Origin of the sequence: Brevibacterium sediminis (assembly GCF_013623905.1) — a bacterium.
Lineage (GTDB): Bacteria > Actinomycetota > Actinomycetes > Actinomycetales > Brevibacteriaceae > Brevibacterium > Brevibacterium sediminis.
Window position 1 is genome coordinate 31,441 of record NZ_JABKDD010000005.1, and the last position, 26,511, is coordinate 57,951.

Genomic DNA, 26,511 nt, shown 5'->3' on the forward strand with positions numbered 1-26,511 from the left:
GCCTATGCTTTGAAAATAAAGTCAAAAAAGTATGACGTTATCTGTATCACATCTGAAGTGAGATCGGATGGGCGCGCGGCGGGGTGGGTGCGCGGTGGGCCTCAGATCAGATAGCGGCGATGAGGCGGTCGACCTCTTCTTCAGTATCTGCCGCGGCGGTCGGCCCGCCGGATCCTCCGCGACTGACCTTGAGTCCGGCCTCTTCGACGATGACAGCCCCACCGGCGTAGTCGTAGATGCCCAGTCCGCGTTCGGCGTAGCCGTTGACCCGACCTTCGGCGACCATGCACAGGTCGAGTGCCGCCGATCCGCAGCGGCGGATATCGTCGTAGCCGGTCATGAGGTCGTCGAGCTTGGCCAGTTGGGCCCCGCGGTTCCTCAGAGCATAGGCGAATCCGGTGGCCAGGAGCTTGCCGGACAGCCCGGGCGGAGTCCCGTGCAGTCGTCGCGCCGGAATGGCGGAGCCGGCCTCGCGGTGGTCGGCCAAGCGCCCGTCGACCCGAAAGGCACCGCGACCGGCAGCCGCCAGCCATGTGGCATCCAACCCCGGCGAGGCGACGAGTCCGATCTGCCAGTCGCCGAGTCCTAGGCCGGCATCTGCCTCACCTGCGGCCGCGCAGACCCCGACGGAGAACGCGTGGTGTTCGATGTTGCGGACATAGTTGACGGTGCCGTCGATCGGGTCGACATGCCATTCCAGACGCGGACCCTCGTCAGCAGCCTCGTTGAGTGCACCGGTCTCCGGATCGAAAGCGTTGAGTTTGAGCAGGAAGTCCGCCGGGAAGAATTCGACCGGGTCGAGTGCCTCCGAACCCTCTTCGCCGACCATGAGGTCGTGGGGCCTGGCTCGGTTGAGATAGCCGCGCACAAGCGCCTCGATCTGCGCATCGGCGCGAGTGACGAGGTCATTCGGCGAGGTCTTCGTGTCGACGACACTGGCGTCGAGGCTCGCGCCGAGCAGCGGCCTCCAGGCGAGCATCTGCTCCCACGCCATGAGTGAGAGGTCGGAGGCGATGCGGATCAGAGGGTGGTCGACGATCTCAGCGGGCAGCGATTCGAGCTCGGAGTTCATACGGCCACTCTAGACAACCCTCTCAGCATCTCGCCCGGGTGTCCGCCGCCGACCGGAGACCGCCCAGATCTGCGGCATGTGTAACAAGACTGCAATACACCGGCGAATATGTACTTCTTGTATCTAAGCCGTCCAAGGAGGTCGGGAACTCCGATTGCACGGCTTTTCCACCGAGCTGGAAACGCACCTGAGGTTGTCGGCAGGGCACTTCAGCATCTGATATTTCACAAACAGTCGAAGAGTCGAATCGTGAAGCGATTTCCGCACGCAGGGCAGGATTCTCCTGAAGGCTTTCTCAGCCCATCAGCCCCGTTGTCTTCGTTCGGGAAATTCCCGCCTCCGGCTCCGCGAAGATTCGGTCACGGAATCGTCAGAAAACGTCCATGAATCGCACAAGGGCGGTGATCCATATCGAGTATGGATCACCGCCCTGGTCTTTGCGCGGGAAGTACGAACACAGAGGGGACCGGCGAACGCCGTTCTGCCCCTGTGTTCTCTGGGATCAGGCGGGGTCGGCGACTCCGGCCTTCGGCTCACTGCGCTTGACCGGTCCGTGCCTGCGCACGATCTCCTGAACGGCTTGCGAGGAGGTGCCGGCTGCCTCGGCGATCGCACCGAAGGTCGCGCCTTCTTCGCGGGCGCGCAGAATCGCCATCACATAGTCGGTGTTGATTTTCAATCGCTGCCGCGCGACCTTTCGGACCGCCCCGACTAATGCGGCTTGGTCGACTGTCAATTCACGAGCTCGACGAGACATGGTTTCTTCCCTTGCATTCATGTAGTGGCCCGTTGCCACGAATTGGTGTAGTCCCATTAGATACCATGAATATGTCAAGACGCCAAGAATTCCCGGATATAGGAACTCAGGCTACTGACTAGCACCGTTCTGAGCATGTGTCATAACGAATGTATAACTTTCGCTGGTTCGCGACGATGACTCTCGCTCGCCACTCCCCGCCGTGGAAGGTATCGATGTTCCAGCAACCCAAGTGGCACAATGCGGACATGACGACTATGGCCCATCCCAGCGAAGCGAACCGGGCGACCGTCGACGAAGACGAGTCCCAGACAGCGCTTCCCACCGCACTCGCCGAGCAGTTCCGCGCCGCGGGCATCCGTGATTTCAGCATCGACGACACCGACCGCGCCGCGTACTCCTCAGACGCTTCGCTCTTCCGGCTCGTCCCCGCCGCCATCGTCTTCCCTTACGACGAAGACGAAGTGGCGCGGGTCCTCTCCGTTGCCCGCCGCCTCGGCGTGCCGATCACCAGTCGTGGTGCCGGTACATCCATCGCCGGCAATGCCATCGGCCGCGGCATCGTCCTCGACTTCACTCTCCATATGAATGCGGTCCTCGACCTCGACCCGGACGAGCAGTCGGCTTGGGTGCAGTCCGGCTGCGTCCATGCCCATCTGCAGAGACAGGCCAAACCGCACGGTCTGCGGTTCGGCCCGGACCCATCCACGCACACCCGCTGCACGATCGGCGGGATGATCGGCAACAATGCCTGCGGACCGCGAGCTTTGGGCTACGGCCGCACGGGCGACAACATCCTGGCACTGAAGATCATGCTCATCGACGGCACCGTCGTCACCCTCGATGACTCGGACGCCTCGACGACGTTCCCACGGCTGCATGAACTCGTGGCACAGAACCTCGGCACCATCCGCACGAACTTCGGCACGTTCTCCCGCCAGGTCTCCGGGTATGGGCTCGAATCCCTCCTTCCGGAGAACGGCTTCGACGTCCGCCGCGCCTTCGCCGGCACCGAGGGCACCTGGGGTGTCATCCTGGCGGCGAAGATGCGCCTGGTCAAGGATCCGAGCTTCACCTCGGCGGTAGTCCTCGGCTACGCGGACATGGTCGCCGCCGCCCACGATGCGCCGCTGCTGAAGGATTTCCCCGTCGCCGCCTGCGAGGGTCTCGACTCGCGCATGCTCGACCGGGTCATCGACACCAAGGGCGCCGAGGCGGTCCCTCCGCTGCCGGAAGGTGGGGGCTGGCTCGTCGTCGAACTCACCGGTGAGGACGAGTCCGAGCTCGAGGCCGAGACTCAGCGCCTCATCTCCGAGTCGAAGTCACTCGACTCCGCGGTCCTGGACGCCCGGGCGGCCGCCGAGGTGTGGGCGATCCGCGCCGATGGCGCCGGCCTGGTCTCACGCACACCCGATGGTCGCGACGCCCACGCGGGATGGGAGGATTCGGCGGTTCCGGTGGACCACCTCGGCGACTATCTGCACGATCTCATGGAGCTGCTCGAGGAGCACGGACTGTGGGCCATTCCCTATGGGCACTTCGGTGACGGCTGCCTGCACATGCGCGTGGACTTCCCGCTCGAGGATCCGAACGGCGGGCAGGTGATGCGCGATTTCATGGTCGCGGCCACGAAGCTCGTCGCCCGCTATGGCGGGTCGGTCTCCGGGGAGCATGGGGACGGTCGGGCGCGCTCCGAACTGCTGCGGCTCATGTACGCCCCGGCAGCGCTCGATCTGTTCGCCCAGGTCAAACGCCTCTTCGATCCTCAGCATCTGCTCAATCCGGGTGTCATCGTCGACCCCGACGCTCTCGACGAATCGATCCGTCTGTCTCAGTTGCCGCTGCGCCAGGAGCTGCCCGGCACTCTGGCGATGGCCTATGAAGGCGAGTCTGCCGGTTTCGCCTCGGCGGTCCACCGGTGCACCGGAGTCGGCAAGTGCCGCGCGGATTCGGCGGCCGGCGGCGGCATCATGTGCCCGTCGTATCAGGCCACCCGGGACGAGCGGCATTCGACGCGGGGGCGGGCACGCGTGCTGCAGGAGATGGTGTCCGGGGATCTGCTCGAGCCTCGCTGGGACTCCCCCGAGGTGCACGAAGCTCTCGACCTGTGCCTGTCGTGCAAGGCCTGCGGGACCGAGTGCCCGACCGGCACGGACATGTCCACGTACAAGGCCGAGGTCCTGCACCAGACCTATCAGGGACGGCTGCGGCCGATGAAGCACTATTCGCTCGGGTTCCTTCCGCAGCTCGCCCGCCTGATCACCCCGCTCGCGCCGGTCGTCAACCGGGTATCGGGGCTGCCAGGGCTGACGACGCTGGCGAAGAAGATGGCCGGCATCGACGTTCGTCGCTCGATCCCGCAGTTCGCGTCCACGACGTTCAGGAAATGGTGGACCACCACCGCCGCCGAGGCGGCACCGGGGTCGCGTACGAACGCCGAGTCTCGCTCGAAGGCTGAGTCCCCGGCCAAGGCGTCGTCGCCGGCCTCGGATTCGTTGCGGCCGAACGCTGGGGTGATCCTGTTCGCCGATTCCTGGTCGAACCATTTCGCTCCGCGCATCCTCGCCGCGGCCGTCGCTGTGCTCGAGCAGGCCGGTGTGCGTGTGCGGGTGATCGATCAGACCGTGTGCTGCGGGCTGCCGCTCATCTCCACCGGTCAGCTCGATGGCGCGAAGGCGAATCTCTCGGAGACGATCACGGCTCTCGATGCCACCGGGGATGTGCCGATCATCGGCGTCGAGCCTTCGTGCCTGGCGACGCTCAAGGATGATTCGCTCAAACTCGTCGCCGATGAGGCCGCGCACCGAGTGGCCGACCGGGTGCAGACTCTCGCCCAGTATCTGCTGAGCATCGGTGCCGAACTGCCGGACCTGTCCGGGATCGAAGCGCTCGTGCAGCCGCATTGTCACCAGTCGGCGATCTTCGGCAACGCGGCAGATAAGGAGCTGTTGGCCAGGGCTGGAGCGAATACCGAGTTCCTCGGCGGGTGCTGCGGTCTGGCCGGGAACTTCGGCGTCGAAGACGGCCATTTCGAAACCTCGGTCGCCGTCGCCGAGGTGGCCCTGCTGCCGGCGCTGCGCAAGCGGGGACGGGCCGCCGGTGTGGGGTCTGGAACTGGTTCAGGAGTCGATGCTTCGCCGACCGGTGCGACAGGGTCCGGTACAGATGTGTCGCCGGAGCGTGCGACGCGTTCAGGTGCAGGCGCCCGGCTGCAGGTCGTTCTTGCCGACGGGTATTCGTGCCGCACTCAGATCACGGATCTCAGTGACGCCGAGGGCGTGTCGTTGGCCGAGCTCCTCGCCTGGGGATGGGGGCTGCAACCGCGGCGATGATCCCGAGGTCAGGGCCGCCTCGGCGAGGTTTCAGGCCTTGGCCGTCAGCACCGGGACCTCGGCTTCGAGGAGGATGCGCTGTGCCTGCGAGCCGAGGATGAACTTCCCGATCGCCGAGCGTTTGCGCAGGCCGATGACGATGAGCTGGACTTCGTACTCCTCGGCGAGGTCGTTGAGCGTGCCGGGCAGATCGTCTTCGTGATCGGGCTGGAGCACCTCGACGTCGACGTCCGATTCCTTGCCGAGGTCGACGATCCGCTTGATCTCGTCCTCACCGATCTCGGTCGGAGCTCCACTGGCACCTCGTCGCTGTGAGTTGATCACGACGGCAGCGCTCGACCGCAGTTTGGCCTCTGCGAATCCCGCGCGCAGAGCAGCCTCACCCTCGGGAGCGGGTAGGTAGCCAATGAGAATCGTCATGGCCCCCAGTATATGGACTCATCCATGATTCGTTCACTTCGGGATCACGCTTCGGTCAGCAACCCGCAACCCCCATTGCCCCAATTACTACCTGACGGCGGCCCAGCAACCTCGCGCGAGGTTGCTGGGCCGCCGTCAGGTAGTCCTGGACGCTTCGACGACCGCTTGCGCCCTCTCTGCGTGGTCGCGTAGGGCGTCGATGAGCTCAGGTGGGTCGAGCACTTCGATCTCGGCGGGGATGGACGCAAGGGTGGCCGCGACCCACCTGAGATCCCAGAATCCGCAGGTGATGCGCACCCCATCGGCCGCCTCGGTGATGGTGGCGCTCCGGGTGGGGAACCATTCCTTCGCTTCCCGCGCCGAGGCGGCAGTGCGCAGAACGACGGTGTGCGGATACGCGGTGGTGGTCACGGCTGCGGACACAGCCGCCTCGGCGTCGGGGTGCTCACGTGGGGTGATGCTCAATGTCGTCGCGTGAACCCGGCTCATCCGGTCGAGGCGGAAGACCCGATGGTCATCGCGGTCGAGGTCGAACGCGAAGAGGTACCAGTGCGCGCCGAAGACGACGAGACGGATCGGTTCAACGCGGCGGGCCGTCGAGGAGTGGTCGCCGTCCGGGCCGGCGGATGCGTCGGCCGTCAGGGTGCCGGTCGCGTCGGCAGTCAGGGGGTCGGCCGGGCCCGTGACGGTGGGGTCGTCGACGCCATGGCGCTGCATCTTCCGATAGTCGAAAGTCGCGATCGTCGACGCATTGATAGCCGAGGCGAGCGTGATGACCGCGCTGATGTCGACTCCGGGTGCGTGGCCTTCGGACACAGACACAGCCGTCGAGATTTCGGCGACGGTCGAGCGCATCGCGGCCGGGAGCATCGTCTGCAGCTTCGTCGTCGCCGATTCTGCGTGTTCGGTGTCCAGGCCCGCCCCGCGCAGGAGTGCCAGGCCGACCGCGGTGGCCAGCGCCTCCCCAGCCTCGAGCTGCAGAGGCGGCAGCACCGTCCGTGATTCGGCGCGATAGCCCCCGGTCAGGCCCGGTGCCGAGGAGATGATGTAGCCGAGATCGCGCAATTCGGCGATATCTCGACGGATGGTTCGTGAAGTGACGCCGAAGCGGGCGGCGAGCTCGATGGCAGTGAAGCTCCTGCCGGATGCGAACAGACCGAGCAGACTCAAGAGTCGCGTCTCCGACCGCATTCCGCCTCCGAATGAGAAAGTTTCGCCGGATTGATTGATGCGGACAGTATATGTCCGCATCACACCTCACGATAGGATCACCGCTTCAGCCATCCGGCCGCGGCGGACATCGCAAAGGAGAGATCATGCCGTTCTTCACCCCTTCCGTCACGAGCGAAGCCGATGCCGCGTTCACCTACCTCACTCAGCAGTGCACCCAGCTCAAGCTCACGGCTCTGGACCTGACCGATGAGCAGGCACGCAGCACGCCGACGGCCAGTGGATTGAGTATCGCGGGCCTCATCGTTCACGGAGCCCAGGTGGTCAATAACTGGCTCATTCAAGTCAAGGACCCGACTCGAGAGGTCGGCGAGGATGACTACCGGACGGTCAACGAGAAGTTGGGGCTGACGGCGATGTTCGACGGGTCCGCTCTCCCCGACCTCGACATCGCCGAGGCGGTCGCGATCTTCGACAAGGTCATCGACGGGATCGAGGACGCGAGGGCTGCAGTCGACGAGGCAGGGACCGACCTCGGCACCGAAGTTCCGATGCCGCATAACCCGTGGATGCCCAACGATTTCACCATGACCGTGCGCTGGATCCTGTGGCACCTGGCCACCGAGATCGCCCGCCATGCCGGCCACGCGGACATCATCCGCGAATCGATCGATGGCGCGATCGCCTACCAGCTCAACGCTCAGGCGGACGGCGAACCGTGGCCGCCCGAGGGCATGGACTGGAGCTGAGTCCCCACACGATCCCGCCCAAAACTACCTGACGGCGGCCCAGCAACCTCGCGCGAGGTTGCTGGGCCGCCGTCAGGTAGCAATTGTTAGGCGACGAAGGCTTCGCTGGCCTTGGACACCCGGTCGACCAGGTGGTCGGTGTAGGCCGGCATGGTGAGGAACTCGGCGAACTCCTCGCCCATTGCCGTCTCGCGGAAGATCTCCACGGCCTCATCGAAGTGATCGTCGGCGGTGCGCTCCATCAGAGCCAGCTCCTCGCCGAGGTAGCGCTCCACCAGACGCGAGGTCAGCTGCTGCCCGTTGTCCAGAGTCACCTCGTGGCGGATCCACTGCCAGATCTGCGAGCGACAGATCTCAGCCGTCGACACGTCTTCGAGCTGGTTCTCCAGAGCCACGTGCCCGTTGCCGCCGAGCCATTCGTTCATGTACCCGATGGCCACGCGGATGTTCACCCGCACACCCTCTTCGGTCACGACCGGTTCGAGGCCGGTGATGTCGAGGATGTTCTCGCTGGTCACCTGCACATCGGGGCGCTTGTTCTCCAGCTGGTGCGGCTGCGAACCCAGGGCGGCGTCGAACACGGCCAGAGCCGCCGGAACCAGTGCCGGGTCGGCCACCCAGGTGCCGTCGAAGCCCTGCCAGGCCTCGCGGGCCTTGTCCTCTCGCATGCGCTCGAACTCGGCGGCCACGAATTCCTGGTCCGGGTGATCGGCCATGAGGTTGGACATCGTGCCGATCGCGTGTGCTCCGCGACGGTGGCAGGTGGCCACGAGGCGGTCGGTGAACGCCTTCATCAGCGGCAGGTCCATCGTCAGACGCTCACGGTCGGGCAGAACGTAGTCGGTGGTGTTGCGCAGGTTCTTCACCACGGAGAACAGGTAGTCCCAACCGGCGGCCTCGAGGCCTGCGCAGTGCTCGCGCAGCTCGAAGAGGATCTCTTCCATCTGGAACACCGCGGTGATCGTCTCGATGTGAGCGGTGGCCCGGATGGTGCCGTGCGGGATGCCCAGCATGTTCTGCGCCAGGACGAACACCTTGTTCCACAGGCGTGCTTCCTGCGAGGACTCGAGCTTCGGCAGGTAGAAGTACGGGCCGGAGCCGTTGTCGATGAGGTGGCGGGCGTTGTGGAAGAAGTACAGACCGAAGTCGACGAGAGCACCGGAGGTCGAGAACTCCTGGCCGTTGTCATCGACGTAGATCAGGTGCTTCTCGGGCAGGTGCCAACCGCGGGGGCGCAGTCCGATGGTCGGCTGGTTGTCGTTGTTGACGCCGGGCAGCTGTCCGCGGATGGCGCGGAAGAGGTTGACCTGCCCGCCGATGACATTGGCCCAGGTGGGGCTCGTGGCGTCTTCGAGGTCGGCCAGCCACACCTTCGCCTGCGAGTTCAGTGCCGCCACGACCTCATCCTCGGTGACCGGGCCGGTGAGCTCCACGCGGCGGTCTTCGAGGCCGGGGGCGCCGGCGGATCCGGCGACCGACCAGGAGCGGTCGGCGCGGATGCGTGCGGTCTCGGGCTTGAAACGGGGGAGGGTTCCGCCGTTCATCTCGGCCGCGCGGGCCCGGCGCGTGCGCAGCACGTCGCAGATGGCGCCGGCGAACTCGTCGTGGAGCTTGGCGATGAACGTCAGAGCAGGCTCCGAAAGGACGGTGCCGAAGCCGGTTTCGAGCGGCGCGTTGATCTTGATGTAAGACATGGGCTTCTCCTCACCCGTCGTAGTGTGTGCCTGGAATGTGTGGCTGGTTCTGTGGGTGATCCTCGCCGAGGCGGCTCTGCCGTAAGTCGTGAGCCGTGCGTTGGGATCGTGGCGGGGTTTCGACTCGTCTGTGGTGTGACGGAGCGGATCGACAATGTAAACCCCGTGAAAACACTGCCGATCCGCCCCGGGTTCTGGGTGGGTTCATCCCCGCTGGTCAGCGGGGTGCGAACCCGGTGCGGCTCAGTGGAACTGAGCGGTTTCGGTGGAGCCGGCCAGTGCGGTGGTCGACGACTCCGGGTTGACCGCGGTCGAAACCAGGTCGAAGTATCCGGTGCCGACCTCGCGCTGGTGGCGGGTCGCGGTGTATCCGCGGTCTTCGGCTGCGAACTCGCGTTCCTGCAGCTCGACGTATGCCTTCATCTGTTCGCGGGCGTAGCCGTGAGCCAGATCGAACATCGAGTAGTTGAGCGCGTGGAAGCCGGCCAGCGTGATGAACTGGAACTTGTAGCCCATGGCTCCGAGCTCGCGCTGGAACTTCGCGATGGTCGCATCGTCGAGGTGCTTGCGCCAGTTGAACGACGGCGAGCAGTTGTAGGACAGCATCTGGTCCGGGTACTCGGCGTGGATCGCCTCGGCGAACTTCTTCGCAGCTTCGAGGTCGGGCGTCGAGGTCTCCATCCACAGCAGATCCGCGTACGGAGCGTAGGACAGTCCGCGAGCGATGCCGGCTTCGAGTCCGTTCGTGATCTTGTAGAAGCCTTCGGCGGTGCGCTCACCGGTGACGAACTGCTGGTCGCGCTCGTCGATGTCCGAGGTCATCAGCGTGGCTGCCTCGGCGTCGGTGCGGGCGATGACGAGGCTGGGCACGTTCTCGACGTCGGCCGCGAGGCGGGCGGCGTTGAGGGTGCGGATGTGCTGCGAGGTCGGAACGAGGACCTTGCCGCCGAGGTGGCCGCACTTCTTCTCGGAGCCGAGCTGATCCTCGAAGTGCACACCGGCAGCGCCGGCGGCGATCATCGAGCGCATGAGCTCGTAGACGTTGATCGTGCCGCCGAAGCCTGCTTCCGCGTCAGCGACGATAGGAGCGAACCAGTCATCGACCTGCTTGTTGCCTTCCGAGGTGTCGATCTGGTCGGCGCGCATCAGAGCGTTGTTGATGCGGCGGACGACCTGCGGTACCGAGTTGGCCGGGTAGATCGACTGGTCGGGGTAGGTCTGGCCGGCGGCGTTCGCGTCGGCGGCGACCTGCCAACCGGAGAGGTAGATGGCGTTGAGGCCGGCCTTGACCTGCTCGACTGCCTGGTTGCCGGTCAGCGCACCGAGGGCGTTGACGTAATCACCGGAGTGGATGTCGCCGGCGGTGATCTGGTTCCAGAGGCGCTCGGCTCCGTGACGGGCCAGCGTGTGCTCCTCGATCAGCGAACCGCGCAGTTTGACGACATCCTCGGGCTCGTAGTCGCGAGCGATTCCCGACCAGCGGGCGTTGGTCGCCCAGTCGCGGCGGATGGCTTCAGCATCGTGCAAGCTGTTCTGCGTGGTGTTCTCAGTCATTGTCCTTCTCTTTCTCGATCTCTCGGGGTTGTTGATGTATCCAGTCTGCGGGGGCCGCAAGGGCTCTCGCACTGAATTTCTGGATGAATAATCTCGATATTTCCGGTTTCAGAAATTTCACGGTTCTGTCATACTGTTTCTCAACCATGTGAACCAGCACACAGAAGCCGAGGGAGGCGCCTTGAACAGCGTTGGCGCGGAAGTCGAGAGCGAAGAGCAGCAGACCGACCCACTCAGCATCGGCAGAAGAATCCGCTTTTTTCGAAAGAAACGCGGTTTGACCCTCAACGAGCTGGGGCAGGAAGTGGGGCGTGCGGCCTCGCAGATCTCGACGATCGAGAACGGCAAGCGAGAAACTTCTGTCACGCTCCTGGCCGCGATTGCGAAGGCGCTGAAGACGGATGTCTCCGAGCTCATCGACCCCGCTCCGATCGACGAACGACAGGCCCTCGAGTTGGAGGCCGAACGCAATCAGGCCTCCCCCATGTACTCGGCCCTCGGCCTGCCGCAGGTGCGGATCAAGTCGCTGCCGGCCGATGCCCTCGAGGCGATCGTGGGCCTCCAGCGCCAGCTCGGCGAGGCCCTGGAACGGCGGGCGGCCACACCGGAGGAGGCCAGGCGGGCCAACCGTGAGCTGCGGGAACGGATGAAGGAGAAGAACAACTACTTCGCCGACCTCGAGGCCACCGCCGCCGAGCTGCTCGACCTCGTCGGCTACGAATCCGGAACGGTGTCACAGCGGCAGACGGCACTCATCGCCGAGAAGCTCGGCTTCAGCCTCCACTACGTCTCCGACCTGCCCGAATCGACCCGGTCGATCTCGGATACCGCGAACAAGCGGCTGTATCTGCCCAACGCCGACGCCGCATTCGATCCGCGGTCGCACCTGCTCATGAGCCTGGCTCCGCATGTGCTCGGCTATGACTCCCCGAAGGACTTCCACGAATTCCTCCAGCAGCGCGTCGAGGCGAACTATCTGGCGGCCGCGATCCTGCTGCCCGAGTCCGCGGCCGTGCCGATGCTCGAGGAGGAGAAGAAGAAGCGGGTGCTCTCCGTCGAGCATCTGCGCGATATGTTCGGCGTCGGCTACGAAATGGCCGCCCACCGGTTCACGAACCTCGCCACCGAGCACCTCGGACTGCCCGTGCACTTCATGAAGGTCCACAATTCCGGCACGATCCACAAGGCGTACTCGAACGACGGGCTGCCGTTCCCCACCGATCCGCTCGGCGCGATCGAGGGACAGTTCGCGTGCAAACGCTTCACGTCGCGCACCGTCTTCCGCGTCGCCGACCGATTCAGCCCCTACTACCAGTACACCGATACCCCGCACGGATCGTTCTGGTGCACCGCCCGAGTGCTGCCCGGCGGCGACTACGCCATCAGCGTCGGCGTCCCGTTCTCCCACGTCCGCTGGTTCGAAGGACGGGAGTCACCGATCCGCTCGCAGTCCGGATGCCCGGATCCGTCCTGCTGCCGGCAGGCCCCGGATGACCTGGCCGAGAAATGGGAGGATCAGGCGCTGCCATCGGCCCGCATGCACGCCTCCCTGCTCGCCGCGGTCCCACCCGGAGCGGTGCCCGGCGTCGACGACACCGAGGTCTACGAGTTCCTCGAACGCCATTCCGACTGATCGACGGCTCCGATCGACGATGCAGAAGACCCTCGCCGAGGCGGCTCCCCCACTTCGGGTGCTCCCCGACCCACGTTGACTGGCGTTCGGGTCATTCCGCCAGGACTTCGGCCAGACGGACGAGCATGAGTTCGCGCCACCACAGATACTCGTGCCCGCCCACGAACGACCGAGGTGCGAAGTCGATGCCGCGAGCAGCGAACTCCTCGGTCGCCTCGGCGACCGAGTCCGCAATGACAGTCTCGAGGATCCCGTGGTCGACACTGAACGTCGGATGTGCGGCGGTCGCCGGCCGGGTTTCCACCGTCCGAGACTCCGGCGCCCCTGCGCGTCCGCCCGCCTCACCGTCCGCTCGGCTCGGCGCGAGATCCCAGATCCTGCGCCCCTGATCGTCGGATTCCCAGAACGACGGCGAAAGGCAGATCCCGCGGAACGCTTCCGGGTGCCGCAGGGAGAAGTACGCCGCGGCCAGTCCGCCGTAGGAGGCGCCCGCGACGATCGTGCGGGCCGAGACCTCCGGCGCCATCTGACGAACTAGCGCGAGCACGTCGTCGCAGAACCGAGAGTTCATCACGAGGTCGTCGGCGCGCTGGCCGACGGCCGCGTCCTCGTCGGGGCCGGCGTCCACGACGGGTGCATGGTCGATGGCGATGACCGCTGACGGCGGGGACACCAGCTCGTCGATCGCTGCGAGCAGTCCCCCGCGGATGAACCTCTCCCCGTCGAAGACGACGAGCACCGGCGCCGAGGCGGGACCTCGCTGCGGCCGGTGGGTCCAGATCCGCCTCGGCGCGGAACCGAGGGTGATGACCTGTTCGTCGACGTCGGTCCGACCTTCGCCTGCCCCGCTGCGGGAGTCGGTCGCCGGCCGGTCCCCACCGGTCCAGATCAGGGGCTGGGCATCGGGTGCGGCGAGCTCGAGGACCTGTTTCCTGCGCATGTCCGTGACCGTGGGCAGATCATGGTCACCGGCGGGGACGAACCCCCGTTCGAGGACATCGAGCCATGTCGGACGGTCGGCAACTTGGAGTCCTCGTGGCACGGGCAGGAAGCGAAGCGCCCCGCGATACCCTCGCGGAACCGGCAGCTCGATCGAATACCTCGTCGCGTCGGCACCGTCGGCACTGTCGCCGCCCTCGTCCCGGGCAGGGCGCCGGGTCATGATCCCGCCGGGCACATTCCGTCGGTCGGTGACTCCGTTGAGGTCGACGAAGATCTCCTGCTCGTCTCCGGGGACTGCCTCGGCGGGGATGGCTGTGGCCGGAAGTTCCACCTGCAGCCTCCAGCTCTCGTCCGGGCCGATCTCTGTCCAGGTGCACAGGGCAGAGGCCGAACCGGTCTGCTCCGCCGACGAATTGATCGCGCTGGTCCCGGTCATGATCCGACCGCCGCCGTGTCGAGCTTCTCTGCGATGGGGCCGACGATCTCGGGCAGCGCGAGCGCGGAGACGGAGCGCAGCCCGCGCCATTCCTCATCGGTCGGCTGGTAGAAGTGGCCGCCTTCAACGGCTGGCAGGCTCGAGAACGTGGGGACTCCGTCGTACTTCTTCCGCAGCTCCGGATCGGGGAAGTAACCGACGAGGATATCGCTCTGCAGGACGTCGAGCTTCTCCAGGGACAGGCTGTCGGGGACCGACCCGTCGGCCATCTTGTCAGCCACGGGGTCGAGCGTCAGCCCGAGTTCGCTGAAGAATTGGACGGTGGCCGAGTCCCGATCGGTCAGCACTCCCACCTCGTCGGGGCTGTGGAAGAGCGCGACGAGGAAGGACCTGTCGGTGAGGTCCGGGTGGCCCTTTGCCGCATCGTCGATCGCTGTCTGCGCCGCTTCGATCGCTTCCTCCCCTTCGTTTTTCGCATCGAGAACGGTCGAGACCCGCTCGGCCTGTGACTGCCAGCTGTCGGGGGTATTCTCCTCGGCCGTGCCCAGGGTCGGCGCGATTTCGCTGAGCTGGTCGTGGGTATCCTTGCCGATGATGGTCCCGGTCGCCAGGATCAGATCGGGCTTCCACGCCGCGATGTCCTCGAATGGGATCGTGTCTTCGGTCGACCAGTGGAAGAGCTCCGGATCGTCGCCGCCGAGCTCATCGATCGTCTCCTCCGCCCACGGCATCACGGGCTCGACCGGAGCTTCGGTCATCGCCACGGGGACCACACCTACGGAAAGAGCAGCGTCCGCATCGGAGACGGAGAGAGCGACCACGCGTTCGGCCTTCCCGATGTCAACGGAGCCGAAGGCGTCGTCGACGCTGCCTGCACTCGCTCGTTCTGCATCGGTCCCGTCGGCGGAGCCTCCCCCGCACCCGGTGAGCGCGAGGGCGAACGCGAAGGTCAGTGCCGGCAATCGGCGCCGGCGGACCGCCAATGTCGGAGACGTCGAGGTGGAGGCGGGTCGAATCGCGGGCACGGGCATCGTCACTTTCGCTCATAGTTTGGTTAGCCTAAGCTAAATTACCATAGGAGCTGTCTGCGTCCCAGAGCGGCGGTGCAGGTCAGCTGGGAACGTCAGCGCGGCACGGTCCGCGGCGGGGCGATCTCAGCGGGCCGCGTTCTCGAAGGCCCGATCGACGATCGTTTCGGCAATCGCCAGCGCCGAGGTGGCCGCCCACTTCGGCACGGACCTGACCACGGTCAGCCTGCCGCGCCTGGTCATGGTGAGTTCGTCGATGAGTTCGCCTTCGGCGGTCATCGCCTGAGCTCGGACACCGCGGGCCCCGGGCGCCACGTCGTTCTGGTCGAGCTCGGGAACGAAGCGGCGGATTCCGTCGACGAAAGCAGTCTTGCTCACAATAGGCTTCACTCCGCGGGCCGCTGTCTTCGCAGTCTGTGCGGCGAACTTCCAGAACCCCTTGGACCGGGCGGTCGATGTGATGTCGGCCAGGTCGAATCCGTGCCGATCATAGGACTCGCGGCCGAGGGCGACGAAGGTGTTCGGTCCGAGGATGAGTCCGTCGTCGAGTCCTCGGACGATCGAGGTTTCGGCGAACGGGGACTGCGGGTCGGGAACGGACCCGATGATGCCGCGGACCACCTCGGTGTCGGTGGCCGGGCTTCGGTAGAAGTCGCTGGTGAAGGGTACGATCCTCGGTTCGGCGTCGAGTCCCGCAGAGACGGCGAGGCGATCGGCCTGGAGACCAGCGCAGACGATGACGATGTCGAAGGTGCCGAGCACTTCCTCAACTGGCGCTTCGCTGCGCGCGCTGCCGCCGGGCGTTCCACCGGTGCGTGAGCCAGAGTCGCCGAGGCGTGAGCCGTCGCGGTTCGCCCACGCGTCGGAGACCTTCTGCGTCCACTCGCCGAGCGTCGATTCGGCCTGTTTGAACCAGTCCTGTTGTCCGAAGCGATCGCGCAGCTCGTCTGCAATGCCGATGACGGGTTCGCGGCCCTCTTCTCCGCGATAGGTGCGCGGACGGTCATGGACCTGATCGTCGCGCTGGTCGCGGTCGTGGACCTGATCGTCGCGTCGGTCGCGGTCATCGACGGCATCCTTGCCCGACCCGCCCCGTTCGCCGGCCGTGTTCGCACCACGGTCGACCTGATCGGACTCTCCGGCTGGGGCTCCCTCCCCCGCCGGCGATTCTTCTGGCGGAACCGGGCGCCCACGCAGTCGGACTTCGTTGCTCATGGTGTCGAATCCGGTGACCTCGGTGCCGAAGCGGAATGTCCCTCCGGCGGCGCGCACATCGGAGGCGAGCGCTGCGGTGAGCGCCGAGAAGTCGGCGATGGCCGCATGGGGTGAGAAGAGCCCGAGAACTCCTCTGGCGGCCGGTTCGACTGCTCCGATCTCGTGGCGCTCGAGCAGTCTGGCGCCTGGAACCTCGTTGTCTTTGGCGCGGGCGAAGATCTCTTCGAGGCGTTCGGCCTCATCGGTGTTCTGGGCGATGAGCAGCTGCCCGCATTCCCGGTAGGGAACGCCTGCCTCAGCCATATAGGGAATGAGCAGCTCGAGGCCGCGGCGGGTGAGCTTCGCCTCCGCCGAGTCGGGTTTCTGGCCGAGACCCGAGTCGACGATTCCGGAGGTGTGACCGCTCTGATGTGCAGCGACGTTCTCAGCTTTGTCGAAGACGGTGATCTCGGCGTCGGGGAACCGCTTGGTGACTTCGCGGGCGGCGGCGACACCGAGGATACCGGCACCGACCACGGCCACTCGTGAAATACTCATACAGCAATCTTGGCACCGTTCGGGATGAAGGAGAAGGATGACGACCGTCTTGGAGTGGACCGGCAAGGCCGCCGCCTTCGACCTCGGTCGCCGCCTCGTGGACGGTGGCCCTGAACGGGAGGGCCACCTCGGTGATGGTCGTCCACATCTGTGGGACGTCGACGGCACCGCTCACGTTCCCGATCCACACGAGAATCTGCTCGTCGTCGGGGACAATCTGCCCGCGCTGACCGCCCTGCTGGCCACGCACCGCCGGCAGGTCAAGGTCGTCTACATCGATCCGCCGTACAACACGGGCAACGCGCACACCTACAAAGATCACGGGCACGATCACGCCAGTTGGCTGTCATTCATGGCCCCGCGGCTGCTGCTCGCCCGTGAGCTCATGCGTGAGGACGGGGTGCTTTTCCTCCATCTCGACGACAAGGAGAGCGCGTGGGCTCAGCTGCTCGGGCACGAGATCTTCGGTGAAGACAATTCGCTGGGCACGCTCATCCATCAGCGCGCGAAGGGCGGCGGCAACGCCCGCTCCTTCGTGCGCGGGCACGACTATGTGCACGTGTGGGCCCGCGATGCGAATCAGGTCGGGCCGTTCCTCACAGAGAAGAAGTCACCGGCGAAGCTCGAGGTCATCAACGGCAGGCGGATGCTCGTGGAGACCGATGTGCTGCGCGCCGGCTTCGGCCGCTATGCCCGCGGGTCCGAGCGGCGGCTGATGTACGAGGACATCGTCGCCGTCAAGGGTGAGGGTAAACTCGCCGAGGTGGACGCGAAGCTGGAATCGGGCGAGTACATCCTGCGACCCTGGGGCACAGAGGGCAAGCACGCGGTGGTGCGGGTGACCCCGGCGGAGAAGGCGAGTTCGAAGCTGTACTCGATCATCAAGGCGCTCGGCGGGCAGAACGATCTGGAGCCGCTGGGCCTGGCGGGAGTGTTCAGCTACCCGAAGCCGGTCGAGCTGGTGAAGGCGCTCGTAGCCTCGCAGACATTCTTCGACTCCGATGCCATCGTCCTCGACTTCTTCGCCGGGTCCGGGACCACTGCGCAGGCCGTGATGGCCGCGAACGAACGGGATCAGGGGTCGCGGTCGTTCGTGCTCGTGCAGACCCCGGAGCCGCTGCGGTCGAAGACGGCCCGGGCCGTGGTGACGGCAGCTGGTGGCGGAGTCGAATTCCCTACGATCAGCGAACTCACCGCCGAACGCATCCGCCGCGCAGCCGATGTCCACTCCCCCGGACTGACCTTCACCCAGCTCGAGGTCGTCGACGGCGAATAGCGCCCGGCGGCGACGTGCCAGCCGAAGACCGCCCCGCCGTACCTTCCGACTGAATTGCTGGGTCGATCCACGGTGTTTTCGACCTCCAGAACACCGTGGATCGACCCAACAATCGCCTCAACAATCTCCTCCGACGGTACGGCGCCGGACCGTTCCCAGAATGTGACGTCAGTGTGCGACCAGTGGTTCCAGTTCCGCTTCGAGGATTGCCTTCGCCGAGGCGGCGCTGCGCTCATCGAGCATGACTTCCTGAGCCAGCCCCTTGCCCAAGGCGATCATCCGCATCGCCCACGCAGTCGCAACCTCGCCATCGGTGCCACCGGAGTCATCGGTGCCACCGGTGCCTCCGGTGCCATCGGCGTCGTCGGTTTCAGCGTCACCATCGCCCCCACAGACCGCCCGATAGAGGCGGATTCCGAGCTCGAGAGTCGCACGATCGCTGGCGCGGATGATGTCGGCGATCTGCTCGTCCATCACCGCCCGGGCGACGTAGGTGTACCACACGGATGCACCGATGCACATCGTCTCACCAGCGGGAATGAATGCGAAACAGAACTCACGGAGCGCACTCACCGCCTCGGCGGAACCGGGGTCGGACGACGCATCGGCACCTTCCGGACCTGCCGCCTCGGCGCTGTCGACGATCTGTCGGCACCCCTCGAGGATGAGCTCACTGCGCGAGGGGAAGTAATGCTGCACGCGACCGATGGAGATGCCTGCCGCCTCGGCGACGGAACGGAACGACACCCCGTCGATCCCTTTGAGATAGATGACCTGCCACAGGGCATGGACGATCTCGGTGCGGCGCTGGGCATGGTCGACGATCTTCGGCATCCTCCCACTTTACAATACGTTCAACTTGCATCATTATTGCAGTATGAATGTATTGCCATCGGTCGATGAAGGCATCTCGGTCCGCGGTCTGACGAAGAGCTACGGCGGACACCGCGTCGTCGACGAACTCAGCTTCGACGTCGCACCTGGCCAGGTGACGGGGTTCCTCGGCCCCAACGGCGCGGGCAAATCAACGACGCTGCAGATGATCCTCGGCCTCACCTCACCGGGCTCCGGCACCGCAGCCGTCCACGGCCGCCCCCTGCCCGAGCACGCGGAGCCCGCACGCATCGCCGGGGCATTCCTCGGCGCCGAGCACATGCTGCCGGGGCTCACCGCACGAGGACATCTCGACTGGATCGCCGCGGCAACGGGAACCGCACCCGCCCGGATCGACGAGATGCTCGACCTCGTCGACCTCACCCGCGCACGCTCCCGCCGCATCTCACAACTGTCACTGGGCATGCGTCAGCGGCTCGGCATCGCCGCCGCCCTCCTCACCGACCCCGAGGTGATCATCCTCGACGAACCGCTCAACGGGCTCGACCCCGCCGGAATCACGTGGCTGCGATCGCTCCTCACGGATTTCGCGAGCACAGGCAGAACGGTGCTGCTGTCGAGCCATCTGCTGCGGGAGATGGAGCTCATCGCCCATCACGTCATCATCATCCGCGACGGCGCCCTCATTGCAGACCGGCCCCTCGAGGAGCTGCGGCGGGAATCCTCAAGCCGGGTGCAGGTGCAGGGGACGAACCTCGCACCGCTGCTCGATCACCTGCGGGACGAGGGCATCTCGGTCGACCCCGACGGATCGGGCACTCACGCCGCGATCACCGGACTCGAGCCCGTCGAGATCTTCAGGCTCTGTGTTCGTCTCGGGGTCGAACTCACAGGGCTCGCGACCGAGGAGCGCGGCCTCGAAGACACCTTTCTCGGCCTCACGGACACCGGCGACGATCGGCACAGGCACACACTTCGACACCCGATACAGGGAGCGACGGCATGACCTCGACACCACCGACCATCCCGGTCTCTCTGCGAGTATCGGCCGCACCGATCGCCCTCCGACCCAGCTGGATACGTGCCGAATGGGTGAAGTTCCGTGACCTGCGCCGGTCGCGTCAGCTGCTCGTCGTCACGCTCATCGCGGGCGCGGTCTCGGCCGTGCTGCTCGTGCTCACCATTCCCGCCACCCGCGGTGCCCCGCTGTCGGAGACGAGCACCGAGGATGTGCTCTCGGCCAGCGTCCTCAGCGTCGATGCCGCCGCGGCTGTGCTCGTCGTCCTCGCGGCATGGTTCGCCGGGGTCGAGTTCCGCACCGGCGCGATCACCGAGGCCCTGCTGCGCGCCCGCGGGCGATCAGGCATCGTCGCGGCGAAGGCCGTCGTCATCGGCGCGGCCGCCACGGTCGCAGCCGTCGCCACGGCCGTGGCCGTGACGATCAGCGGCAGCCTCCTCGCGGCCACGCTCGCCGGGGCCGACTGGTCGGAGGTCCTTGCCGTGGCCGGCAGCTCCGGCCATCTGCGGCTGGCCTTCGGCAGCACTTTTCTGCCCGTCATCTATTCGCTTCTCGCGGTCTTCGGTGCGGTCGTCTTCCGCTCGGTCACCGGCGGAGTTCTCACCCCGTTGGCCCTGTTGGTCGGGTCTATGCTCGCCGGCTGGCTGCCGGACGCTCTCGCGTCCGTCCTCCGACCGCTCCTCCCTTTGGGCGCCGTGCACAACATCAGCGGGGTCGCCGAGGCGGGAGGGACCGAGTACATCGGTGTCCTCCCGGCCCTCCTCGTCCTCGTCGCCTGGGTGGTCGGCGGAGCAGTTCTGGCGACGTGGCGGCTGCGCAGACAGGACTTCTGAAGCAGATTCCGAGACCAGCCCTGAGATCGGATCTGAGACTCTGCGGGCGAACAATCGGACTCTTCGGACAGCGCTCGGGTCAACGACGTAGGGTCGAGGTGACTCAGCTGCCAACTCGAACAGGAGCAACCATGTCAGTCGTCGCCATCAATGCCCTCACCGTCCCCGAACCCGCTCGGGCGGAACTCGAAAAGCGGTTCGCGCAGCGCAAGCATTCTGTCGATGGGGCGCCCGGTTTCGAAGGCTTCCAGCTGCTGCGTCCGGTGGCCGGCGGGGACCAGTACTTCGTCTACACCCAGTGGGCGACGAAGGAGGACTTCGAGAACTGGAAGGCCAACCGGACGTCCTCCCACGAATCGACCGGCAAGGCTCCGGTCTCCGAGCAGGCGAACCTCCTCGAGTTCGAGGTCGTCGACCTCGGCGAGTGACGGTCGCCGGACCAACCGCGGCAACACGGCCCCCAAGGACGTCGACCTATGCGTCGGCGTCCTTGTCCAATTCACTGAACGCTTCGACCTTCTTCGGGCTGCCGGCCACGAGGATCTCGTCGTCGGCGTAGAGCGTGACGTCCCGATCGGCGATGTCCCAGTGGGTGCCGCCGCGGCGTTTGAACGCGACGATCGTGACGTCGTACCTCGTGCGCAGCCCCAGCGAGGCCAAAGGCACGTCGGTCGTGCGCACCGGCGGAGTGGTGCGCGCCAGAACGAAGTCCTCGTCGATGGGCAGGAAGTCCGAGATATGCCCCCTGATCAGGTGGGCCAGACGCCTACCCATGTCGTTCTCGGGGCTGATGACGTTGCCGATGCCCAGCTGATGGAGGATCTCGGCGTGGGTTTCGCTGATCGCCTTCGCCCAGATGTGCCGATTGCCGAGCTTGAGGATCCGCGAGGCCACGAGGATGCTCGCCTCGAGGTCGCTGCCGATGGCGATGACGACGCGGGAGACCTCGTCGATGCCGAGCTGTCGCAGCACCACCTCGTCGGTGGCGTCGGCGCGAGAGGCATGAGCGAGGACATCGGCGAACTCGGCCACGACGGACTCGTCACGGTCGACGCCGATGACCTCGACTCCATGCTCTGCGAGTTCGCGCGCCAGGGATCCGCCGAAGCGGCCGAGCCCGATCACGGCCACCGCTCCGTCCTTCGCCAGCGGCGAGGGGTCGCCGGTGAAGAACGACGCGGAGCGCGCCATCCAGTTCTTCTTCTCGTTCATGGTCTTTTCCTTTCTGGGCCGCCTCGGCAGGGGTGTCGGCAGTCGTTGATTCGGCTTTCGACGGACCTGCCATCAGCCGATCAGTGGCCGTTCCTTCGGCAGTTCGTAGCGGATGGGGCGCTCGCGCAGGGCCAGACCGGACGCCACGGTCACCGGACCCAGCCTGCCGAGCGCCATGGTGAGGATGAGGACGATCTGACTGGGCGCGGACAGATCTGCGGTGATCCCGGTCGACAGACCGACCGTGCCGAATCCGGAGATGACCTCGAAGAGGACCCGGCTGAGGCCGAATCTCGGGTCGCAGAGGAGGATGACCATCGTCGCCAGCAGCACCCAGCCGAGCGCGAGGACGATGACCGTCGTCGCCTGTCGATGCACGTCACGGGAGATGCGGCGACCGAACAGGGTCACGGATCGTCCGCCGCTGATCTCCGTCCACGTCGTCGCCGCGAGCACCGCCATCGTCGTAATCTTCACGCCGCCGGCCGTGCCGGCCGGTCCGCCGCCGATGAACATGAGGACGTCCATCCCGAACCAGGACACCGTGTGCATCTGGCTGATGTCGATCGAGTTGAACCCGGCCGTGCGCGTGATCGTCGATTGGAAGGTCGCTGCTTGGATCTTCCCCCACGCGTCGAGATGGCCCATCGTCGCCGCATTGTTCCACTCGATGACGGCAATGAAGACAGTGCCGCCGATGAGCAGAACCGGGGTGATGACGACCATGATCCGCGTGGTCAGACCCCACTTCAGCGGAGTTCGGTAGCGCCGGACGAGTTCGATGAGGACGGGATAGCCGAGCCCGCCGAGGATGACCGCCAGTCCGATCGGACCGCAGATGAAGGGATCGGCCACGTAGTCGACGAGGTTGTCCTGACGGAGCCCGAATCCGGCGTTGTTGAACGCGGAGATCGCGTGGAAGATCGCATCCCAGATCGCGGCCGTGACGGGTTCGTCGTAGTGGAGGAAGAATCGGAGGAACAGCGCCGAGGCGACCACGAGTTCCGTGCCGAAGGTCAGTGCCGTGATGCGCAGGACGAGAGGCTTGACGCCGCCGATCGCATCGCTCTTCGTCTCCGAGGCCACGGATTGGCGGAGCCGGAGACCGGCCTTTCCCGCCAGCAGCAGGGCAAGCAGTGCGGTGAGCAGGAGCACGCCGAGACCGCCGGCCTGGATGAGGCAGATGATGACGATCTGACCGAAGAGCGTGAAGTCCTGACCGGTGTCGAGGACGACGAGTCCGGTGACGCTGAGCGCCGAGGTGGCCGTGAAGAGGGCTTTGAGCAGTGAGATGCCGCCGTCGGCGACCGTGGCCGCCGGGGTCATGAGCAGAGTGGTTCCGGTGACCAACGCTGCCAGGTAGCCCGCGATGACGCGGACGATCGCTGAGCGATGTGAGCTGTGCACCAGACGAAATGTAGCACCATCGCAACGGTTCGGCGTCACCCGCAGGCAACTCACCGGTAACGGTCAGAATCCTGCTACTCTGCCTTATCGGAGTTGCCGTGATTCGGCTCATGCCCGGGGCACGGCCCAGCACCTGTTCGTCCATCCACAGAGAAGTGTCGAGGAACCTCATGAGTCAACCTGAAACCCAGACCGTCACCGGAGATCGAGGCCACGGCTTCGTCCGGGCTCTCGGCACGGTCGACGCACTCTTCATCGGATTCGGTGCCATGATCGGCTTCGGCTGGGTCGTCCTCACCGGGGAGTGGCTCAACGGTGCAGGCACGCTCGGCGCCATCATCGCCTTCGCCGTCGGCGGCATCATCATGTGCTTCGTCGGCACCGTGTACTCGGAAATGGTGGCAGCGATGCCGCATGCCGGCGGGGAGCACAACTATCTCATCCGGGCGATGGGTCCCCGCGTCTCCCTGTTCGGATCATGGGCGATCACCGGCGGCTACATCAGCGTCGTCATGTTCGAGGCGGTATCGGTGCCGAAGACCGCCGTCTACCTGTTCCCGAACCTCGAGCAGATCAAGCTCTGGAACGTCGCCGGCTTCGACGTGTACCTCACCTGGGCACTCGTCGGCACGATCACAGCCATCATCATCGCCTGGGTGAACATCCGCGGCGTCAAGCTCGCTTCGATGGTCCAGACCTTCGTCGTGTGGTTCCTCATCATCGTCGGTCTCATGCTGCTCACCGGCGGTTTCGTCGGCGGCAGCCTCGAGAACACCGAGCCGCTGTTCACCGGCGGCGGCGCCGGATTCATCGGCGTCATGGCGGTCGTGCCGTTCCTCTTCGTCGGCTTCGACGTCATCCCGCAGTCCGCCGAGGAGGTCAAGCTGCCACCGGCGAAGATCGGCAAGCTCGTCGTCCTCTCCGTCATCATGGCTATCGTCTTCTACATCATCATCATCGGCACCACCTCGATGGCGATGCCAGCCGACGAGCTGGGCACTCATGACCTCGTCACCGCAGACGCACTGTCGATCATGTTCGATTCGGACATCTGGGGCAAGATCGTCATCGCCGGTGGACTCGCGGGCATCATCACGTCGTGGAACGCCTTCCTCATGGGTTCGTCCCGTCTCATGTGGGCGATGGCCGCGGCCGGAATGATCCCGAAGTGGTTCGGCAAGCTCCACCCGAAATACCGCACTCCGTCGAATGCCATCATCTTCATCGGCATCCTCTCCGCGATCGCTCCCTTCTTCGGCACTGCAGCGCTCGGCTGGATCGTCGACGCGGGCTCGCCCGCCATCGTCATCGCCTACTTCCTCGTCAGCGTCGGCTTCCTCGTCCTGCGCAAGCGCGAACCGAACATGGAACGCCCACTGCGCATCGGCGGAGATCGCAATGGCGGAGTGGTCATCGGCGTGATCTCATCGGTGCTCACGTTCATCCTCTTCATCCTCTACATTCCGATCACCCCGGTGTCTGCGCAGCTGGCATGGCAGTCGTGGGTCGGCTTCGCGGTGTGGCTGCTCGTCGGCATCTGGTTCATGATCAAGCTGCCCACCGGCATCAAGGCCGGCCCCAATGCCGAGAACGAACTCCTCGCGAAGGTCAAGGCCCTCCGCGGAAAGTGATCGCGGGAGCCGCCGTGTGAGGTGCGGCCGGGGCGCCATTATTCGCCGAGGCGAAGCGTCCTGATCCGCTTCGCCGCGGCGCAGCACCTTCCCCCGCCCCTCACCTTGAGTCGCACCCCGCACCACTAGTGGCACACCGCACCGTGAGTCGCAATCCGCACCGGCGGTCGCATCCCTCACCTTCAGCGACCTATCGCCCCTTTGCACCGGGGTGGTTTGTCGCTGTGAGTGAGGGGTGCATTGCTACCTGCAGGAGAAGCCACTCCGGGTGAGGGAGGCCGGCAGTGCCAACGGGAGGATTCGGCACCAACGGTGCGTGATGCCGCTGCTCTGAGCCGACTGTCGCGCCCGAATATCCGAGCGCATCCGGACATGCGAACGCGGCCGCCGGCTGTGCGCAACGGCGACCGCGCTCGGTCTCGGGGAGCGGGAGTCGGCTCAGACTGCGGCGTCGAGACCGCGCATCTTCAGGCGCTCACGCTGGTTGGGGTTCACGCTCGGGCGGAACGGCATCTCGACCACCTCGGCGCGAACCGGGACTCCGGGAGTATCTGCGAACGGCTCCGGCAGATGCACCCAGTATTCGGTGCCGAGCTCGGTTGCCGACACCGGCACGTGGGCCATTGCGATATTCGCTTCGAGTTCCGGCGAATACCACGGCGACGTCACGTACCCGACCGCCTCACCGTCAGCGGCAGCGGAGACGAGCCAGAAGTCCGGCGCATAGTCCGTAATCGGTTTGCCGCCGACCAGCAGGCCCACCAGCTGCGTGCGATACGGCGGGGTACCGGCCTCGATCAGCCCGCGCACCTCCTCGAGTCTGGCCTTGCCGATATAGTCGGCCTCCTTCTTCCGTGGCACCTGGTAGGACAGGTTGACCTGGAACGGGAGCGTCTCGAAGTCCATGTCCTGCCCCCACGAGAGGATGCCCGCCGCGATCCTGCGGTGGTGGCTGGGGGCGACGACCTTGATGTTGTACGGCTCGCCGGCTTCCAGGACGGCGTTCCACATATCCTCGGCGTACTTCGTCGCATCCTTGAGATAGATCTCGTAACCCTTCTCACCGGTGAATCCGGTCTGGGAGATGATGACGTCGCGGCTGCCGACCTGAGCTTCCATGAGTCCGTAGCTGGGCAGCGTGCGTCCTTCCTCCCCGACGAGGTCGGCGATGACGTCGACGGACTTCGGGCCCTGGACCTGCACTGGTGCGACGTCGATCTCAGCGATCGTGACGTCGAACCGGCCGCCGACGTTGACTCCCTGCATCCAGAGCATGAGGTCGGTGTCGGAGAGGCTGAACCAGAATTCGTCGATGCCGACCCGCAGCAGGATCGGATCGTTGAGGATGCCGCCGGCCTCGTTGCACAGGATGACGTAGCGGGCGCGCATCACCGGGATCTTCGTCGCGTCACGGGTGATGACGAAGTTGACGAACGCCTCGGCGTCGGGACCCTTGACCTGGATCTGCCGTTCGACGGCGACGTTCCACAGGGTCACATCGTTGACGAGGGACTGGTACTCGGCCATCATCCCGCCCTCGTCGCGGGGGATGTAGCCGCGTGGGTGGTACATCCGGTTGTAGATCGACGCCCGCCAGCAGCCCTGCTGCATAGACAGCTCCCAATAGGGCGACTTACGGACGCGGGTGTCGATGAGCATTTCGACCGGGGTGGGGCCGGATTGACGAAGGTTGATCGGGACTTCTCTGTCGCTTTGGTCCACTGACGGGACATTGTTGTCCATGGTGTTCCCCCTGCTTGC

At 65.6% G+C, this 26,511-nt stretch carries 21 protein-coding genes; 8 read left to right on the plus strand and 13 right to left on the minus strand.

What is annotated here, in order from left to right; all coding sequences use genetic code 11:
• Positions 1-106 precede the first annotated feature (106 nt).
• Entirely contained in the window at positions 107-1,072 is a 966-nt protein-coding gene (locus HK108_RS09080) for an inositol monophosphatase family protein (RefSeq protein ID WP_181271257.1), read from the minus strand.
• A 502-nt stretch (positions 1,073-1,574) separates the two neighbouring features.
• Positions 1,575-1,751 carry a hypothetical protein gene (locus tag HK108_RS09085; RefSeq protein ID WP_172172182.1) on the minus strand — a complete coding sequence of 59 codons (177 nt, stop codon included), beginning with the start codon at positions 1,749-1,751 and terminating at the stop codon, positions 1,575-1,577.
• 326 nt (positions 1,752-2,077) lie between these two features.
• Between HK108_RS09085 and HK108_RS09090 the strand changes: the two genes are divergently transcribed.
• Complete coding sequence (locus HK108_RS09090; RefSeq protein ID WP_229664041.1) at positions 2,078-5,161, plus strand: FAD-binding and (Fe-S)-binding domain-containing protein; 3,084 nt, start codon at positions 2,078-2,080, stop codon at positions 5,159-5,161.
• 30 nt (positions 5,162-5,191) lie between these two features.
• Here HK108_RS09090 and HK108_RS09095 read toward each other — a convergent pair whose 3' ends face one another.
• A complete protein-coding gene (locus HK108_RS09095) occupies positions 5,192-5,581 on the minus strand; it encodes a universal stress protein (RefSeq protein ID WP_181271258.1) in 390 nt (129 codons plus the stop codon).
• 135 nt (positions 5,582-5,716) lie between these two features.
• Positions 5,717-6,751, minus strand: a complete 1,035-nt coding sequence (locus tag HK108_RS09100; protein WP_258233299.1) for a helix-turn-helix transcriptional regulator — start codon at positions 6,749-6,751, stop codon at positions 5,717-5,719.
• A 146-nt stretch (positions 6,752-6,897) separates the two neighbouring features.
• Here HK108_RS09100 and HK108_RS09105 point away from each other — a divergent pair, with 146 nt between their 5' ends.
• The gene (locus HK108_RS09105; RefSeq protein ID WP_181271260.1) at positions 6,898-7,500 is read left to right on the plus strand and encodes a mycothiol transferase; all 603 of its coding nucleotides are present in this window, start codon (positions 6,898-6,900) and stop codon (positions 7,498-7,500) included.
• Between the two features lie 86 nt (positions 7,501-7,586).
• Here HK108_RS09105 and aceB read toward each other — a convergent pair whose 3' ends face one another.
• Positions 7,587-9,194, minus strand: coding sequence for a malate synthase A (aceB, locus tag HK108_RS09110; protein WP_181271261.1), 1,608 nt, complete (start codon positions 9,192-9,194; stop codon positions 7,587-7,589).
• A 243-nt stretch (positions 9,195-9,437) separates the two neighbouring features.
• Complete coding sequence (gene aceA / locus HK108_RS09115) at positions 9,438-10,748, minus strand: isocitrate lyase (protein WP_181271262.1); 1,311 nt, start codon at positions 10,746-10,748, stop codon at positions 9,438-9,440.
• A gap of 181 nt (positions 10,749-10,929) precedes the next feature.
• Between aceA and HK108_RS09120 the strand changes: the two genes are divergently transcribed.
• Positions 10,930-12,381, plus strand: coding sequence for a helix-turn-helix domain-containing protein (locus HK108_RS09120; RefSeq protein WP_219922294.1), 1,452 nt, complete (start codon positions 10,930-10,932; stop codon positions 12,379-12,381).
• Positions 12,382-12,472: 91 nt separating this feature from the next.
• Here HK108_RS09120 and HK108_RS09125 read toward each other — a convergent pair whose 3' ends face one another.
• The 3 genes from HK108_RS09125 to HK108_RS09135 form a co-directional block, all read right to left on the minus strand.
• Positions 12,473-13,759 carry an alpha/beta hydrolase-fold protein gene (locus tag HK108_RS09125; RefSeq protein ID WP_181271263.1) on the minus strand — a complete coding sequence of 429 codons (1,287 nt, stop codon included), beginning with the start codon at positions 13,757-13,759 and terminating at the stop codon, positions 12,473-12,475.
• On the minus strand, positions 13,756-14,790 hold the full coding sequence (locus HK108_RS09130; RefSeq protein ID WP_229664060.1) for an ABC transporter substrate-binding protein: 1,035 nt from the start codon (positions 14,788-14,790) through the stop codon (positions 13,756-13,758). Before HK108_RS09130 ends, HK108_RS09125 begins: the two co-directional genes overlap by 4 nt.
• Positions 14,791-14,913: 123 nt before the next feature.
• Positions 14,914-16,539: an FAD-dependent oxidoreductase gene (locus tag HK108_RS09135; RefSeq protein WP_219922295.1), complete on the minus strand. Its 1,626-nt coding sequence runs from the start codon at positions 16,537-16,539 to the stop codon at positions 14,914-14,916.
• 37 nt (positions 16,540-16,576) lie between these two features.
• On the opposite strand from HK108_RS09135, the gene HK108_RS09140 reads away from it, so the two are divergent.
• Positions 16,577-17,815: a site-specific DNA-methyltransferase gene (locus tag HK108_RS09140; RefSeq protein WP_181271265.1), complete on the plus strand. Its 1,239-nt coding sequence runs from the start codon at positions 16,577-16,579 to the stop codon at positions 17,813-17,815.
• 168 nt (positions 17,816-17,983) lie between these two features.
• Here HK108_RS09140 and HK108_RS09145 read toward each other — a convergent pair whose 3' ends face one another.
• Entirely contained in the window at positions 17,984-18,649 is a 666-nt protein-coding gene (locus HK108_RS09145) for a TetR/AcrR family transcriptional regulator (RefSeq protein WP_181271266.1), read from the minus strand.
• Positions 18,650-18,692: 43 nt separating this feature from the next.
• Between HK108_RS09145 and HK108_RS09150 the strand changes: the two genes are divergently transcribed.
• The 3 genes from HK108_RS09150 to HK108_RS09160 all read left to right on the plus strand — a co-directional run bounded on the left by HK108_RS09150 (position 18,693) and on the right by HK108_RS09160 (position 20,928).
• On the plus strand, positions 18,693-19,655 hold the full coding sequence (locus HK108_RS09150) for an ABC transporter ATP-binding protein (protein ID WP_181271267.1): 963 nt from the start codon (positions 18,693-18,695) through the stop codon (positions 19,653-19,655).
• The gene (locus tag HK108_RS09155; RefSeq protein ID WP_181271268.1) at positions 19,652-20,500 is read left to right on the plus strand and encodes a hypothetical protein; all 849 of its coding nucleotides are present in this window, start codon (positions 19,652-19,654) and stop codon (positions 20,498-20,500) included. Before HK108_RS09150 ends, HK108_RS09155 begins: the two co-directional genes overlap by 4 nt.
• Before the next feature lie 131 nt (positions 20,501-20,631).
• On the plus strand, positions 20,632-20,928 hold the full coding sequence (locus tag HK108_RS09160; RefSeq protein ID WP_181271269.1) for an antibiotic biosynthesis monooxygenase family protein: 297 nt from the start codon (positions 20,632-20,634) through the stop codon (positions 20,926-20,928).
• Between the two features lie 46 nt (positions 20,929-20,974).
• Here the strand turns inward: HK108_RS09160 and HK108_RS09165 are convergent, their stop codons facing one another.
• Together HK108_RS09165 and HK108_RS09170 are read right to left on the minus strand one after the other, a co-directional pair.
• Positions 20,975-21,712, minus strand: a complete 738-nt coding sequence (locus tag HK108_RS09165; RefSeq protein ID WP_139469405.1) for a potassium channel family protein — start codon at positions 21,710-21,712, stop codon at positions 20,975-20,977.
• Between the two features lie 72 nt (positions 21,713-21,784).
• A complete protein-coding gene (locus HK108_RS09170) occupies positions 21,785-23,119 on the minus strand; it encodes a TrkH family potassium uptake protein (protein ID WP_229664044.1) in 1,335 nt (444 codons plus the stop codon).
• Positions 23,120-23,289: 170 nt separating this feature from the next.
• Between HK108_RS09170 and HK108_RS09175 the strand changes: the two genes are divergently transcribed.
• On the plus strand, positions 23,290-24,750 hold the full coding sequence (locus tag HK108_RS09175) for an APC family permease (protein WP_181271270.1): 1,461 nt from the start codon (positions 23,290-23,292) through the stop codon (positions 24,748-24,750).
• Between the two features lie 438 nt (positions 24,751-25,188).
• Here HK108_RS09175 and HK108_RS09180 read toward each other — a convergent pair whose 3' ends face one another.
• Positions 25,189-26,493 (minus strand): glycine cleavage T C-terminal barrel domain-containing protein, encoded by a 1,305-nt coding sequence (locus HK108_RS09180; RefSeq protein WP_181271271.1) that lies wholly within the window; start codon positions 26,491-26,493, stop codon positions 25,189-25,191.
• Positions 26,494-26,511: the final 18 nt, after the last annotated feature.

Bases quoted from the DNA above. Each gene is read 5' to 3' on its own strand.
- HK108_RS09165 (WP_139469405.1), bottom strand. From the start codon at position 21,712: ATGAACGAGAAGAAGAACTGGATGGCGCGCTCCGCGTCGTTCTTCACC.
- HK108_RS09180 (WP_181271271.1), bottom strand. From the start codon at position 26,493: ATGGACAACAATGTCCCGTCAGTGGACCAAAGCGACAGAGAAGTCCCG.
- HK108_RS09155 (WP_181271268.1), top strand. From the start codon at position 19,652: ATGACCTCGACACCACCGACCATCCCGGTCTCTCTGCGAGTATCGGCC.
- HK108_RS09150 (WP_181271267.1), top strand. From the start codon at position 18,693: ATGAATGTATTGCCATCGGTCGATGAAGGCATCTCGGTCCGCGGTCTG.
- HK108_RS09160 (WP_181271269.1), top strand. From the start codon at position 20,632: ATGTCAGTCGTCGCCATCAATGCCCTCACCGTCCCCGAACCCGCTCGG.
- HK108_RS09090 (WP_229664041.1), top strand. From the start codon at position 2,078: ATGACGACTATGGCCCATCCCAGCGAAGCGAACCGGGCGACCGTCGAC.
- HK108_RS09130 (WP_229664060.1), bottom strand. From the start codon at position 14,790: ATGCCCGTGCCCGCGATTCGACCCGCCTCCACCTCGACGTCTCCGACA.
- HK108_RS09125 (WP_181271263.1), bottom strand. From the start codon at position 13,759: ATGACCGGGACCAGCGCGATCAATTCGTCGGCGGAGCAGACCGGTTCG.
- HK108_RS09175 (WP_181271270.1), top strand. From the start codon at position 23,290: ATGAGTCAACCTGAAACCCAGACCGTCACCGGAGATCGAGGCCACGGC.
- aceA (WP_181271262.1), bottom strand. From the start codon at position 10,748: ATGACTGAGAACACCACGCAGAACAGCTTGCACGATGCTGAAGCCATC.
- HK108_RS09095 (WP_181271258.1), bottom strand. From the start codon at position 5,581: ATGACGATTCTCATTGGCTACCTACCCGCTCCCGAGGGTGAGGCTGCT.
- HK108_RS09135 (WP_219922295.1), bottom strand. From the start codon at position 16,539: ATGAGTATTTCACGAGTGGCCGTGGTCGGTGCCGGTATCCTCGGTGTC.
- HK108_RS09140 (WP_181271265.1), top strand. From the start codon at position 16,577: ATGACGACCGTCTTGGAGTGGACCGGCAAGGCCGCCGCCTTCGACCTC.
- aceB (WP_181271261.1), bottom strand. From the start codon at position 9,194: ATGTCTTACATCAAGATCAACGCGCCGCTCGAAACCGGCTTCGGCACC.
- HK108_RS09080 (WP_181271257.1), bottom strand. From the start codon at position 1,072: ATGAACTCCGAGCTCGAATCGCTGCCCGCTGAGATCGTCGACCACCCT.
- HK108_RS09145 (WP_181271266.1), bottom strand. From the start codon at position 18,649: ATGCCGAAGATCGTCGACCATGCCCAGCGCCGCACCGAGATCGTCCAT.
- HK108_RS09105 (WP_181271260.1), top strand. From the start codon at position 6,898: ATGCCGTTCTTCACCCCTTCCGTCACGAGCGAAGCCGATGCCGCGTTC.